Here is a 15,279-nt window from a genome sequence, read left to right on the forward strand (position 1 = left end):
GTCTTAAAATTTTGCATTTACACCAAGCGAAATGGTTCTTGCCTGTGGATAAGTATAACTAAACTCTCGTATTCCGTTCATTCCTTTCGGACTTTTCTCTTTGTACCAGTATAATACATTTGTGGCATCGGCAAAAACAGAAAGCGTATCGAGGAAAATATTTTTTATTGGCACATTATAACTAAGATTAACGTTGCTTAATCGTACATAAGTCGCATCATAAACGTATTTACTTAAATTTGCCGTAACAGGAACAAGTGTTACCGCGGGATACGGAACGATATCTCCCGGATTTCTCCAGTGATTAGCCGCATTTACAGAAAGATTTCTGTTTGACGTATTCGAATATTTGTCGATTATAGCATCAGAAGCAAAAAAATCACCGCCCAATTGAAAATCTCCTCTTACGGATAAAACTAAATTGTTGTAAAAAGTAAAACTATTATTGAATCCGCCGTATGCTTTCGCCTGTGTATCTCCAATGGGTTCCCAGTCCGCTATTGTAAATAAAGATTTATACGTGTTAAGATCATATACCTGTCCGTTTTTAGTAACCAAATCTCTTCCTGTAGCCGGATCGACACCAAGCCATTTTATTCCCCAAACTGTCGTGGTGCTATAACCAATTTTTTGCGCCAAAGCAAGTTCTGCTGTAGAAAATTCGCTTCCTAAGCCTTTCAAATCAGTTACTTTACTATCAACTGTAGAAATATTGAAAGAAGTTGTCCATTTAAAATTAGTATTGGTAATCCACTTAATTCGGGTCTGAAATTCAAAACCCTGATTGTACATGCTTGCAGCATTTAGCAACATCGAACTGTAACCCGTTTCAGTAGGAATGTTTCGGGTAGTAATGAGATCACTTTTATCATCACGATAATACTCTACAGAAAACTCTACGCGATTGAAAATATTAAAATCGATTCCGGCATTAAACTTCGTATTTTTTTCCCAGCTTAACTTTCCGTTTGGGGCAGAACCCGGAGTTGCGCCAGTTCCGCCATTATAGTTATTTTGTATATAATTATATAAACCTTTTGAACGGTAAGAACCAATTCTTGAGTTTCCTGTTGTACCGTAACTTGTTTTTATTTTTAAAAAGTTAATCCAGGAATTATTATTCAGGAAGTCTTCATTACTAATAATCCAACTTGCTCCAAGACCGCCATTGTTCGCGACATCAGTATCATCTCCAAACACAGAACTTTGATCGCGACGGAAATTGGCCAATAGATAATATCGTTTTTTGTAGTTATAATTTACCTGAGAAAATAAAGACACCCTTGAGTTATAACTAATTTCACTTCCAATTGTCTGATTATTTTTAGATTCATCTATATCAGTAGTTAATGGATTATCATCTATTAAAGCATTAGAGACTGGATTGATCACATTGGGATTTACAAAACCAATTCCCGACTGATAATCAAAATTCGTTTTATCCTCAGAAATTTCAAAACCAACAACACCATCAATAGCATGATTTTCAGTAAGCTGTTTGTTAAACAAAGCTTGTCCCTGCCAGTTCCATTTGGTGGCATTTCGCTGGTTTAAAAGTCGGCGTCCCCATCTTCTGTAAGTAGTATTGTCTAAAACAAAAGTTCCGGGAAACTGACCGCTTTCATTTTCAGCCGAAAAATAACGATCCTGATCTTTATCTGAGTAATCCATACCAAAAAGCGTAGAGAATTTTATCGCATTACTTAGCTGATATGAAAGACTTAAACTACCTAAGATTCCATAAGTTTTTGCTTGATTTTTGTTTTGCTCGATCGCAGCCAGCGGGTTTCCTCTCATCATACCGCTAACACCTAAAAGCGAGTATGATCCATCTGGATTATAAGGCGAAAGAGTAGGGAGGTAAGCAAAAGAATAAAAAATATTTGGTGCAGTTTTCTCGATGTAACTTGGATTTAGTACTAAGCTAATGTTCAGTTTATCAGAGTTGTAACCTAAATTAATTCCCGCATTCAATTGTTTCGTATTGTTACCCATTTGCGGTTCATCAATTTTTGTATAGCTAATGTTGGTGCGATAGGAGATTTTTGATGTGGAGCCGGAAACATTAAAATTATATTTATTGAAAATTCCTGATTGATTCAGTAAACCAAACCAATCCGTATTAATACCATTGTATGGAGTCAGGGCAGCACTTGGAGTAGTATTTTTTACAAATTCGTTTCTAAGCTCGTTATATTGCTCCCCGCTAAGATATTTAATCTGATTGATGGCCGATGAAATTCCAAGCTGATTAGAGAATCCAAATTGTGTTTTTCCTTTTTTTCCTTTTTTTGTCGTAATCAAAATAACACCATTTGCTCCGTCAGCACCATAAATACCAACAGCCGCCGCATCTTTAAGAACCGAAATACTTTCGATATTTTCCGGAGCAATTTTCATCAGCGGATTACCAAAATTTTCAGTAAAATCTCCGTTTCCGCTAAAGTAAGCACTGTCGATTCCGTATTCTTCTCCCATGATGACACCGTCTATAATAATAAGCGGCTGACTCGAAGTTCCAGTTCTTGCACCAGACAAAGACGATAAAGTTCCCTGTCCTCGAATATTAATTTTTACTGGACCGCCAACACCAGAAGTATTTTCAACCATGACACCGGCGATTTGACCTGTAATCATTTTATCGATACTTTCTGAAGCTTGCTCAACAGCAATATCTTTTGCATATAAGGTCGAAATACTCCCTACAATCTCTTCTTTTAGTTTTGTAGTACCATAAGAAGACGTAATCACAACTGGGTTTAATTCGTCTGTAGCTTCTTTCAAATAAAAAACAAACTGCTTTTTGTCATCTGCTTTTTGTAATTGAGGTTCCATTCCTAAAAATCCAACTTCAAGCACCAAATTGTTGATGTCGTTTCCTTTTAACTGATATACAAATTTTCCGTTAAAATCAGTTATAGCGCCCATTCCGGTTCCTTTTATACGAATGGTTGCTCCGGGAAGCGGCTGTTTGTCTTTGGCAGTGTAAACCGTTCCGCTAATGAATCTTTCTTTTTCATCAGAAGATGTCGCAGCTGATGGAGCAGGAGCAGCGTTCGTTAATAAAACCTGTTTTTTCTGGATATAAAACGAAATATTTTTACCGGCAAATAATTGCTTTAAGGCAGTTTCTAAACTCACATTCTGAACATTGATATCTGCCAGTTGCTCAGCATCAATTTTTCTGGCGTTATAAATAATCCTAAAATCAGTTTGTTCTTCAATGGCTTTAATAATCAAACTAATAGGTTTATTTTTAACCTGTAAAGTGATGTTTTTATTCTGAGAAAAACCTTTAAAACTGGATAAAAGAAGAGCTAGGAAAAATAAAATTTTCCTTAAATCGTGTATCGTAAAAGTCATGTTTATTTAGTTATGGAAGATTGGTAATGGTTATCGTATTTCCTTTAACGGAATAATTAAATGGTGTGTCACGTTTTAGAAGTTCTAAAATGTTTTCGACACTGGATTCGCTAATTTTGATCGTTCCCGTAAAATTCTGTTTGGCCAAAACAGCATTTTCATTGATAATTTCAACGTCGTAGGTACGCTGAATTATTTTAGCGATAGTAGAGAATGGGGTATCTTTAAAAGCAAGTTCACCTTTTGTCCATGCCGAATAAAAGCCTGGGTCAACTTCTTTTGTTGTAATTTTTTTGGAGTTATTGTTCCATGTTGCCATTTGATTGGGTTGAAGCAAAACCGCATTTAGTTTGTTGTCGACTTCATACATCTCAATGCTTCCTTCGACCAAAGTACCATTGACACTTGGATTTTCAGGATAAGCGCTTACGTTGAATTTCGTTCCCAAAACTTCAATATCAACCTGATTGGCATTTACAATAAAAGGATGTTCTTTGTCTTTGGCCACTTCAAAAAAAGCTTCACCGGTTAGGTACACATTTCTTTTTCCGTTAATGCCAAATTGTTCCGGATATTTTAAAGTTGTTCCTGAATTTAAACTCACAACCGTTCCGTCAGAAAGGGTAAGTTTAAACTTTTTCCCGTAAGGTACTTTTAGCGTATTGTAAACCACTTCCTGATCCTGAACTTTTCCAAAATAAATAATTTGGTTAGAAAATTTCTTCGCAATCAAATCGCCTTTGTCATTTACAAGTTTCGTCTGATTGTCTTTTGTAATATATTCAGAACGGCCATTGGCTAATTCTAAAACAATCTCTTTTGATGATTTTGCTTTCTGATTAAAATCGAAAGCTAATTTCCCTAAACCAAATAAAACCAAAAATAAAGCGGCATATTTCAGGTACTGAATGGCTTTCTTTTTAGGCTGAATTGCAATTACCGGAGTTGATTTTTTCGAAAGATCTTCAGAAAGTGCTGTTAACGCCCAGGTTTTCTTTAGCGTAATAAAATGCTTTTTATTTTCTTCAGAAGCATCAATCCATTCAAACAGCAGTTGAACTTCTTGTTCTGAAGCTTCATTCGAAAGGTATTTATAAATGATTTCCGATGTCATATTTTGAGTTTTAAACTTCTCGTTTTAGTAAGTACACTTCAGAAATAAAATACCCTACCTTTTATTTTTAATTATTACAAATAAGGATAAAGATTAAGAACAGATAATCTGATAATTTTGTTTTTAAAATCTTCAAAGCCTTTGTCATATGGGCTTCTACAGCTTTTAAGGTTACTTGCATTTCTTCGGCGATTTCTGCGTTTTTTTTATTTTCGAAACGCTTTTTTATAAAAACTTCGCGGGTTTTGGGCGGAAGATCACTTATCGATTCCTGAATTAAACGCTCTAATTCGGTTAATTCTAAAGTATCAAACTGCACCGAGTTTAAGATTTCGATATCCAGTTCTCTTTCTTTTTGGTTTAAAACTTCACTCTTGAATTTATCCTTTACCTTATTATGACGAATCATGTTCAGGCACTTCGATTTGGTATAAGTATATAAAAAAGATTGTATACCGTTTAGCGATTCAACAGTTTCCTTATTTTGCCACAGATACAAAAGAGCTTCCTGCGCCAGATTTTCAGCTTCATCTTTATCATAAATAAACTGAATACTAAAAGCGGTGATTCTGCGAAAGTATTTATCGTAAAAATATGTGAAAGCAGTTTCGTCTCCTTCTTTGAAAGATTCAAAAAGATGTAGTTCGAAACTGGTATTATTATTCATTATAAGAGAATCACTTTTTAGAAAGCAATATAGGCAATTTAATAAAAAGACCTTTTTTGCACAGAAAGCGGCAAATATAAAAGTTTATTTATATTAATTCTAAATAAAATTCAAATAAACATCGTTTGAAAAAATATTATTCAGAATAAGTGTAAAAAACGCGTTTATCTTATAAGTTATAAGTAAGTTTAATGTTGCTGTGAGTTCTTTTTTACCATATAAGTTATATAAGTAAATATAAGCTCGATGTTTTTTTTGGAAGCGTGGAAGGACATATAAGTAATAATCATTGTTGCTGAAGTTGAAATAGAGAATGAATATGAAAGCCTTAGGAAAGAAAAAAATATCGCTGAGAATGCTAAGTTTTTTATTATTCTTAGCTTTTATAAAAAGGTAAAGTTCGCAAAGCTTTCGATTTAGCTTTGCGGACTCCTATGTACTTTTAAAAGAATTCTTTGATGAAAAATCTTTGCGTTCTCTGCGTTAAAAAATAATTGTGAAATTTAATTTTTATATTTCTCCACAATATTTAACGTTGATTTATAAAAAGTATGCAATACAACCTTAAGGTTAACTTATATGGTGAAAAAAACCTTTTTATTCAAAGTATAAAATTGCGTGAAATACTTTTAATAGGTAATTATATAACTTATATGGTAAAAAATTTCCACTCAACTATTGGTAACTAAATTTTAATTTGTATCATTGTAGTATAGAATAGTATAATAACTTAAATTTTTATTTAATGAAACAGTATCCTTTCCTACTAAAGAGCTTGTTTATGTCCGTTTTACTAACGTCATTTTTTTGCATTCCGGCATTGGCTCAAAAAAATATTAAGATGACTTTTGGTAAAAGCGGTGTAATTACTTATGATGCAAAACAGAAAACTATTGCTGTTACTCAACACGGGGTAAATGTATTTAGCGGAGCAAAAGCGACAGTAGTAGTAAATGGAAAAACAATTGCAGCAAGTTCATATCCTGATGCTGTTTTTGCGAAAGTAACAATTAATGATGATTTAGGAAAAGGACTAAAATATACACTTACTTATAAAGAAAATAGCAAGCCTACAGTAGTCCAAAGTTTTTTAACTTATAACAATAAGGACTATTTTATAACTCAAATAGAAATTTTAGGCAACGGACAAAAAGTAGCAACCAATTATATTGCGCCATTAGATTTAGGAAAAATTGCTTTTGATAAAATAGAAAACCTGCAAACGGTTTTTGTTCCTTATGATAATGATGCCTTCATCAGTTACAATTCTAAAAAATTAGATACAATCGCTCAAAATACAAGTGGTGAGGTGGGAATTATATTTAATAATGCATCCCGAAAAGGTTTTATTGTAGGTTCGCTTGAACATACCGTTTGGAAAAGTGCCGTAAAAACCATTAATGAAAACAAACAAGCTTCGTTTTCTGCCTGGGCAGGATATTCAGAGAAAGAAAATACACGCGATAGTATTGCGCACGGTATTGTAAAAGGCGATAAAGTAGCTTCTCCAAAATTCTTTGTGGGTTATTATTCAGACTGGAGAAATGGGATGGAAGAATATGCCAAAACCAATCGTATCGTAGAGAAACCATATGTTTTTGCCTGGGACAAACCAACTCCGGTAGGCTGGAACAGTTGGGGAGTTTTGATGGAGAAAATCAATTTTGAAAATACAACGAAAGTGGCAGATTTCTTTGCCGATTCGGTTCCGGAATTCCGTGTTGGCAATACCGCATATATCGACCTTGATTCGTTTTGGGACAATATGGTAAAAGGTGGTTTTACCGGAGACTTTAGTAAACTAAAAGAGTTTGCTGATTATTGTAAAAAGAAAGGTTTAGAACCGGGAGCCTATTGGGCACCGTTTACAGATTGGGGCTGGAAAGATGGCCCAAATCGTAAAGCCGAAGGAAGTGATTATACGTTTGGCGAAATGTGGACAAAAACCGGAAATACTTATTTTGATTTTGATGGTGCTCGCGCCATCGATCCTACACATCCAGGAACGCTTAAACGTGTTGATTATGTGATCAATAAACTAAAAGAATGCGGTTTTAAAATGATTAAAATTGACTTTTTAGGTCACGCTGCCGCGGAATCTACTTCGTTTTATGATAAAGAGGTAACGACAGGAATGCAGGCATATAAAGTAGGAATGGAACATTTGGTCAATGCTTTAGACGGAAAAATGTTGATTTATGCTGCGATTTCTCCTAACATGGCCACTTCTCGTTACGTACACGTTCGTCGTATTGCGTGCGATGCTTGGAAAACTATCGAGCAAACACAATACACCTTAAATAGTGTCAATTATGGTTGGTGGCAAACGTATTCATATGATTATATAGATGCAGATCATGTTGTTTTTGCAGATGTTACAGAAGGAGAGAACCGTGCGAGATTAATTTCGTCTGTTATTACAGGAACATTAATTACGGGAGATGATTACAGTAAAGACGGAATCTGGAGCAAGCGTGCAAAAGAATGGTTACAGAATAAAGAAATACTTAAAATTGTTGAAAATGGAGTAGCATTCCGTCCTGTAGAAGGAAATACAGGAAAATTAACCACCGAAGTTTTCGAACAAAAAATTGGCAACAATTGGTATATAGCCGTTTTGAATTACGGAAATATGCCTAAAAACTATGCACTTCCGTTAGAAAGATTAGGCGTGAAAAAGGGGAACTATAAATTGCAGGATGTTTTTACCGCTCAAAATATCGACGTAAAAAACAACAGTATCAATTTAAGTATTGGTTCTAAAGATGCCCGTTTATTTAAAATTGTAAATCGTTAAATGAATGCTTATGAAAAAACAGTTTTTTAAGAAAACGATGCTATTATTGACGTTGTTTATTCTGTCGTCAAATGCGGTTAATGCTACAGTATCATTACCTTCTTTCTTTACCGATAATATGGTGCTGCAGCAAAAAAGCGCCGTTCCGTTTTGGGGAGAAAGCGATGCAAAATCAGTAAGTATTACGACTTCATGGGATAAAAAAACATATAAAACCAATGTCGAAAATGACAAATGGAAGGTAGTTTTTAAAACTCCGGTTTATGGAGGACCGTACACGATTACTATAAATGACGGAACAATTAAAACGCTCAACAATATTTTAATTGGCGAAGTTTGGTTGTGTTCCGGACAAAGTAATATGGAAATGCCGCTGGAAGGTTGGGGAAAAATCAATAATTATAAGGAAGAAATAGCCAATGCTAATTATCCTCAAATACGATTATTACAGGCAGAACATATAGAAAGTACTTTACCATTAAACACACTAAAAGTACAACACGACGGGTGGAATGTTTGCAGTCCTGCAACGATAGCTGATTTTAGCGCAACGGCTTATTTTTTTGCAAGAAAGATTTACAACGAAAAAAAGATTCCAATTGGGTTAATTCATTCTTCCTGGGGAGGAACACTTATAGAAGCCTGGACAAGTTCCGGAGCGTTAACCACCATTCATGATTTTGATGCCGAAATTCAGGCGATGAAATCTGAAGTTGATCAGGAGGCTTTACTGAAAAAGTATAATGCCGATATGACCATCTGGGAAAAGAAATTGACAGATTCAGATAAAGGATTTCAAAACTTAAAAGCCATTTGGACAACAGTCAATTTTGATGATTCATATTGGAAAACCATGCCATTGCCGGCATTTTTTGAAAATAAAGGATTATCCAATTTTGATGGCGTAGTCTGGTTTCGAAAAAAAGTAAATATTACTTCAACCAATTCCGACTTTACCCTAAGTTATTTGGCAGATGATGACGATATGATTTGGTTTAACGGAAATTATATTGGCGAAACCAAAGGTTATAATGTAGAACGTCATTATACAATTCCGTCGAAGTTTCTCAAAAAAGGCGAGAACATTATAACAATACGAGTTTTTGACGGAGCAGGAAACGGCGGAGTTTACGGAGATGAGAATTTCACTTTAAAATCAGCAAAAGAAACCATTTCATTAGCCGGAGACTGGAAATATAATATTGGCGCAGATATCAAAGATTTGCCTGCTAAACCTTATTTGGCTCAAGGCCAAAACAGACCAAGCGCGATATACAATGCCATGATTGCACCTTTGATAGATTATAAAATAAAAGGCGTAATCTGGTATCAGGGAGAAAGTAATGCCGAAAGAGCGTATCAATACCAAAAGTTATTTCCGCTGTTGATAAACGATTGGAGAAATAAATTTAAAGATAAAAATTTACCGTTTTTCTTTGTTCAATTGGCGAATTACAAACAGAAAAAAGAACAACCGGGAGATTCAGATTGGGCAGAGTTGAGAGAAGCGCAATTTAAAGCTTTGAAATTACCCAACACCGGAATGGCTGTTACAACCGATATCGGAAACGGAGAAGACATTCACCCAAAAAACAAACAAGATGTAGGAGGTCGTTTGGCGAGTATAGCTTTGGCGAAAGTATACAATACCAAAATCGATTACTCAGGACCGTTGTATAAATCGTACAACATAAAAGGAAATACAGTTAAGGTTGATTTTGATTTTAATAAAAATATAAAAGCCAGAGACGATACGCTTAAAGGATTTAGTATTGCAGGATCAGACCAAAAGTTTTATTGGGCTGTAGCCAAAGTAGTAAACGGCAAAGTCGAGGTATATGCTCAGGAAGTACCAAGTCCGGTTGCTGTTCGCTACAACTGGGCTGATAATCCTGACGGAAATTTAACAAACGAATCGGGATTGCCTGCATCATCTTTTAGAACAGATGTTTGGGCAGGAATTACACAAGAAAAGAAATAAAAAAAATAGAATAAAATGAAAAAACACATTACCACTTTAAGGCAATCTTTTGGGATAGCATTTTTTATGCTGGCGAGTTATTGCAGCCCCGTTTCGGCGCAACAAATTATATCAGTAAAAACAAAAAGTAATGCGCTTGTTTTGCAGGTAACTCCGGGAAAAGAAGTGAACACCATTTATTTAGGCGAAAAATTAGCAAACGATTTTGATTACGTAAAAATACAAAGTCAGTTCAAACAAGGAACAGATTATTCAGGAATTTACAATGCAGCTTATACACCATCAGGTTCTAAAAACCTATTAGAACCAGCTATTGCCGTAACACATGCTGACGGAAATACTTCACTGGATTTGTTATATGTAGATCATAAAACAACAACAGTAAGTACAGGAGTTTCTCAAACCGAAATCACACTAAAAGATAATGTTTACCCAATCGAGGTGCATATGTTTATTCAGTCGTACTATGATACTGATGTTATCGAGCAATGGACAACAATTAAGCATTCTGAAAAAGGAAATATTACGTTAAACAAATATGCATCAGCCAATTTGTATTTGAAAGGATTCAACAACTTTTACCTGAACCAATATCATGGTGACTGGGCAAAAGAAATGCAGCCTGAAGAAACCAAACTAACACACGGAATTAAAGTTTTGGATACCAAATTAGGAGCGCGTGCCAACTTGTTTCAACCATCTGTATTTATGGTTTCTTTGGATAAACCAGCTACAGAAGACGAAGGAAAAGTGTTGTTTGCAGGTTTAGAATGGTCAGGAAATTTCCGTACCGATCTTGAATTAGATCCGTTAAATAATCTTCGTGTTATTTCGGGGATTAATAATGCAGCAGCGGCTTATTCACTGGCAAAAAATACAGTTTTTACCACGCCTAAATTTTGGTACACTTTATCATCTAAAGGAAAAGGTAATGCAAGCCGTAACCTACACGACTGGTCAAGAAGTTATAAAATATTAGACGGAAAAGGAAGCCGTATGACATTGCTGAACAACTGGGAAGCTACTTATTTTAAATTTGATGAAGATAAATTGAAAGTACTTATTGCCGATAGTAAAAAACTGGGTGTTGATATGTTTTTATTGGATGATGGATGGTTCGGAAACAATTTTCCTCGTAATAATGATGACGCAGCTCTTGGAGACTGGGACGTAAACAAAAAGAAATTACCAAACGGAATTGGAACTTTGGTACAAACAGCCAAAGACAATCAGGTAAAATTCGGAATCTGGATCGAGCCTGAAATGGTAAATCCGGCGAGTGATTTGTACAAAAAACATCCGGAATGGATCATCAAACAACCGGGAAGAACAGAACATTATTTCCGTAACCAATTGGTTTTGGATTTATCTAACCCAAAAGTTCAGGATTTTGTTTATGGTGTTGTGGATAATCTTTTTACAGAAAATCCGGAATTGGCATATATTAAATGGGATTGTAATGCGGTGATTTATAACGCCTATTCAAGCAATTTAAAAGACAAACAAAATAATTTTTACACAGATTATGTAACAGGATTGTATAAAGTTCTGGAGCGCATTCGAGTAAAATATCCAACAGTTCCTATGATGCTTTGTTCCGGTGGTGGAGGAAGAGTAGATTATGCAGCTTTGAAATACTTTACAGAATTCTGGCCAAGTGATAACACGGATCCTTTAGAGCGTGTATATATGCAATGGGAATACTCTTATTTCTATCCTGCACTGACAATCGCGGCACACGTTACAGATTGGGGAAAACAACCTTTAAAATACCGTACCGATGTTGCCATGATGGGAAGATTAGGTTTTGATATTGTAGTAAAAGACCTGAACGAGAAAGATTTGACTTTTGCTCAGCAGGCAATTAAAAACTATAATGCATTGAGCAACACCATTTGGCAGGGAGACCAATACCGTTTGCAAAATCCCTGGGGTAATGATGCGGCATCGGTAATGTTTGTAAACAAAAACGGAAATGAAGCGGTAGTTTTTACTTATTCTGTTAATTCCCGTTACGAAGCAGGAACACATTTACCAATAAAATTAAAAGGTTTACAAGCCGGACAAAACTATAAAGTAGAAGAAATCAACGTATATCCTGATAAAAAACCAGTGGTAGAAACCGCCACATATTCAGGTGATTTTTTAATGCAGGTAGGAATTAATCCTAATGTAAATTCTTCTAATACAAGTGTTGTTTTAAAAATTACAAAGGCTTAAAATCTCAAACATTAGTATATATTTGTAATTGATTTCTAAATAAATACCTATTAAAACGTTTTATGAAGCAAATTATCCAACAGATAAAAAATCTGGAATCCATCAATTCCTTATCTAAACATGAGCAATTGGTTCAGGGTATAATTAATGCCATTGATGAAAAAGTGGTTACAAAAGGCGATTTACTGCCATCTGTAAATACATTTATAAGTGAATTGGGCTTTGCGAGAGAAACCATTGCCAAAGCGTATAAAGAACTTGTGCACAGAGGAATTATCGAATCAAAAAACCGATTGGGTTATTTTGTTGCGACCAATGATGTAAAGCAAGAGTTAAAAGTGGCTTTGCTAATATTTGCATTTGATATTTTTCAGGAAACGTTTTACGAGAATTTTAGAAAAGGTCTGGGAAAGAACATTCAGCTGGATATCTTTTTTCACCACAATAATTTTGATACGTTCGAAAGTATTGTTCAAAATATAAAAGGGAAATACGGCATGTTTGTCATCGCTCCAATTCCGAGTAAAAAAACACCGGCTGTTTTAAAACAATTGCCTACCAACAGAGTGTTACTGGTAGACCGTTTTATAAAAACAGATGAAGATTATAATTATGTTGCACAAGAGTTTGGAGATTCGTCTTACAATGCTTTTGTGCAGCTTAAAGATAAAATTAAAAAGTACGACGAGATCATTTTCTTCTTTAAACCCTCATCCGCAGAACCTGATGAAATCTTAAATTCTTTTAAAAGATTCATGAAGGATTATGATATCAAAGGAGTTATCAAAGAAGAGTATGTTTCAGGTTCTCTGGAGAAAGGAAAAGTGTATTTCACAATTCACAATCTTGAACTTTGGGAAATGCTGAAAGACTCCAAAATCAAAGGGCTAAAAATTGGTTCAGACATTGGTTTTATTTCGCATAATGATGATATCGTAAAAGAAATTATTTTTGACGGAGTAACTACATTCTCTACAGATTTCTCTGAAATGGGAAAAAAAGCGGCGAACTTTGTGCTGAATCGTAAAAAGATTCAGGAGATTGTTCCAACAATTTTAGTTGATAGAAATTCGCTGTAGTTTATGAGTGTATTGTCGATTGTTAGTTTTTTGCTCATTACGGGTTTTATCGCCTTATTTTCAGCTTTAAAAACACGTAAAAAAAAGGTTCAAACTACAAACGGACTTTTTTTTGCAGATCATAACAACAATTTTTTTATAGTAGGAGGAGCCTTATTACTAAGTAATATAAGTGCGAATCAATTTATAGGCGAAAACGAATCCATATACACTAACAATATGAGCGTTATGGCATGGGGCGTAAGTTCTGTGCTGGCGATGTTGCTTGTAGCGGAGTTCTTTTTGCCTATTTATTTTCGTACCGGAGCCATGACAATTCCGGATTATCTGGGAAAACGCTACGATAATTCGACCAAAAGATTAGTGTCGATTGTATTTCTGTGCAGTTATGTCGTGAACTTATTACCAGCTGTTTTATACGGTGGAGCGGTGGCACTTACCGGAATGTTCAATTTTATAGCGCCTTTACAATTAAGCTATTGGCAAAACATCTGGATTATGGTTTGGGTGATAGGGCTAACAGGCTGCGCTTATTCGGTTTTGGGAGGTTTAAGAGCAATATCTATCAGTGATACCATTTTAAGTATCGGTTTATTGACCATTGGGATTGCTTTCCCGTACTTCGGATTCAAATTTCTGGGTAATGGAGATTGGTTTAAAGGATTTCATATTTTGCTGTCTCAACATACAGAACATCTCAATGCTATTGGAGGTCCAAAAGACGAAATTCCGCTGAGTACCATTTTTACCGGGATGTTTATCATGAACTTGTATTATTGGGGAATGGAGCAATTTATTGTTCAGCAAGCACTTTCGGCAAAGAGTTTATCGCACAGCCAGAAAGGGATGGGATTGGCTTGTTTAGGAAAATTGCTGTGTCCGTTTATTATAAATATTCCGGGATTGGTAGGAGTTCATCTCTATAGTAATCTTGAAAACACTGCTGAGGTTTTTCCTCTGGTGGTAAAAGATACTTTGCCTGGTGTTATGATTGGTCTTACGGCTGCAGTTGTTCTTGGCGCAGCGATAAGTACTTTTAATGCCGGTTTAAACAGCAGTAGTACATTGTTTGTACTCAATCTTTATAAACCGTGGTTAGAAAAAAGAAACAAAGAAATTACAGAAAAGCATTTGGTCTACACCGGACGAAAATTCGAAATTATTGTTTCGGCTTTGGCGATGTTTTCTGCTCCGTTTATCATGTTTAGCAAAGCAGGATTTTATACCTATTTGCAACAACTGGGCGGAATGTTTTGTGTGCCCATTTTCACGATTATTCTGGTAGGTTTTGTGTCTAAAAAAGTTCCGCCACAGGCCGCTAAAATCGGAATGATATTCTTTATTTTTAGTTATATCGTCTTCAATTATATATTAGATATCAAACTGCATTATTTGCATATGCTGGCGTTATTATTTGTGTTTACCACAATATGTATGCTGGTGGTTGCCAGGTTTTATCCAAAATATAAATACACCGAAATCAAAATTGAATCTCTCGAATTATCGCCTTGGAAAAACCGTTATTGGTATTTCGCTTTACTTTTAATGGGTATGGTGAGTATTTTTGTTTTATTCTCGAAATGGGGGATAGCTTAGGATGAGGTACTAAGGTACTAAGGTTCTGAGGGACAAAGGTTCAAAGGTTTTACTATAGGGATGCATGTTTGTGCGTCCTTTTTTTGTTTCATTATGAACGAGGGTTTTTATCGTAGAGACGCACAGCAGTGCGTCTAACGCAAAGAAGCTTCACAATTATGATCGACAATCTTTATAGAATTTCTTTGTCATGGCACGCAGATGACACGGATTTGCTTTGCAAAAACACGGATCAAAACGGATTTTTTATTTTACTTGCAAAGTAACCACAATCTTGTCATCCTGACGCAGGAATGATCACACTAGTAATTCCGTAAAGTGATGCCGCAATCTTTGTCGAGCTTCTTGTGTGATCCTTCCTGCGTCAGGATGACAAATACTTTGGGGTTATGTTGGATGAAAAGTGTTCAACGTAAAGTAAACGCAGTCTTGTCATCCCGAGGAACGAGGGATCTCCGCAAG

8 protein-coding genes are annotated in these 15,279 nt (G+C 35.3%); 5 read left to right on the plus strand and 3 right to left on the minus strand.

Going from position 1 to position 15,279, the window contains the following annotated elements; all coding sequences use genetic code 11:
* Nucleotides 1-3: 3 nt before the first annotated feature.
* The 3 genes from B0M43_RS15150 to B0M43_RS15160 form a co-directional block, all read right to left on the minus strand.
* The gene (locus B0M43_RS15150; RefSeq protein ID WP_078007479.1) at nucleotides 4-3,363 is read right to left on the minus strand and encodes a SusC/RagA family TonB-linked outer membrane protein; all 3,360 of its coding nucleotides are present in this window, start codon (nucleotides 3,361-3,363) and stop codon (nucleotides 4-6) included.
* Between the two features lie 10 nt (nucleotides 3,364-3,373).
* On the minus strand, nucleotides 3,374-4,477 hold the full coding sequence (locus tag B0M43_RS15155; RefSeq protein WP_078007478.1) for a FecR family protein: 1,104 nt from the start codon (nucleotides 4,475-4,477) through the stop codon (nucleotides 3,374-3,376).
* A 67-nt stretch (nucleotides 4,478-4,544) separates the two neighbouring features.
* Nucleotides 4,545-5,144, minus strand: coding sequence for an RNA polymerase sigma-70 factor (locus B0M43_RS15160; protein ID WP_078007477.1), 600 nt, complete (start codon nucleotides 5,142-5,144; stop codon nucleotides 4,545-4,547).
* A gap of 841 nt (nucleotides 5,145-5,985) precedes the next feature.
* Here B0M43_RS15160 and B0M43_RS15165 point away from each other — a divergent pair.
* The 5 genes from B0M43_RS15165 to B0M43_RS15185 all read left to right on the plus strand — a co-directional run bounded on the left by B0M43_RS15165 (nucleotide 5,986) and on the right by B0M43_RS15185 (nucleotide 14,817).
* Nucleotides 5,986-7,941, plus strand: coding sequence for an alpha-galactosidase (locus B0M43_RS15165; RefSeq protein ID WP_246860129.1), 1,956 nt, complete (start codon nucleotides 5,986-5,988; stop codon nucleotides 7,939-7,941).
* Between the two features lie 10 nt (nucleotides 7,942-7,951).
* Nucleotides 7,952-9,922 carry a sialate O-acetylesterase gene (locus B0M43_RS15170; RefSeq protein ID WP_078007475.1) on the plus strand — a complete coding sequence of 657 codons (1,971 nt, stop codon included), beginning with the start codon at nucleotides 7,952-7,954 and terminating at the stop codon, nucleotides 9,920-9,922.
* A gap of 15 nt (nucleotides 9,923-9,937) precedes the next feature.
* Complete coding sequence (locus B0M43_RS15175; protein WP_078007474.1) at nucleotides 9,938-12,142, plus strand: alpha-galactosidase; 2,205 nt, start codon at nucleotides 9,938-9,940, stop codon at nucleotides 12,140-12,142.
* Nucleotides 12,143-12,204: 62 nt separating this feature from the next.
* On the plus strand, nucleotides 12,205-13,221 hold the full coding sequence (locus tag B0M43_RS15180) for a GntR family transcriptional regulator (RefSeq protein ID WP_078007473.1): 1,017 nt from the start codon (nucleotides 12,205-12,207) through the stop codon (nucleotides 13,219-13,221).
* Nucleotides 13,222-13,224: 3 nt separating this feature from the next.
* Nucleotides 13,225-14,817, plus strand: a complete 1,593-nt coding sequence (locus tag B0M43_RS15185) for a solute:sodium symporter family transporter (RefSeq protein WP_078007472.1) — start codon at nucleotides 13,225-13,227, stop codon at nucleotides 14,815-14,817.
* The last annotated feature ends 462 nt before the right edge of the window (nucleotides 14,818-15,279 follow it).

The sequence above is a fragment of the Flavobacterium sp. KBS0721 genome (assembly GCF_002007065.3).
Taxonomy (GTDB): domain Bacteria; phylum Bacteroidota; class Bacteroidia; order Flavobacteriales; family Flavobacteriaceae; genus Flavobacterium; species Flavobacterium piscis.

Coding starts and splice junctions, on each gene's coding strand:
- B0M43_RS15150 (WP_078007479.1), bottom strand. CDS start 3,363: ATGACTTTTACGATACACGATTTAAGGAAAATTTTATTTTTCCTAGCT.
- B0M43_RS15155 (WP_078007478.1), bottom strand. CDS start 4,477: ATGACATCGGAAATCATTTATAAATACCTTTCGAATGAAGCTTCAGAA.
- B0M43_RS15160 (WP_078007477.1), bottom strand. CDS start 5,144: ATGAATAATAATACCAGTTTCGAACTACATCTTTTTGAATCTTTCAAA.
- B0M43_RS15165 (WP_246860129.1), top strand. CDS start 5,986: ATGACTTTTGGTAAAAGCGGTGTAATTACTTATGATGCAAAACAGAAA.
- B0M43_RS15170 (WP_078007475.1), top strand. CDS start 7,952: ATGAAAAAACAGTTTTTTAAGAAAACGATGCTATTATTGACGTTGTTT.
- B0M43_RS15175 (WP_078007474.1), top strand. CDS start 9,938: ATGAAAAAACACATTACCACTTTAAGGCAATCTTTTGGGATAGCATTT.
- B0M43_RS15180 (WP_078007473.1), top strand. CDS start 12,205: ATGAAGCAAATTATCCAACAGATAAAAAATCTGGAATCCATCAATTCC.
- B0M43_RS15185 (WP_078007472.1), top strand. CDS start 13,225: ATGAGTGTATTGTCGATTGTTAGTTTTTTGCTCATTACGGGTTTTATC.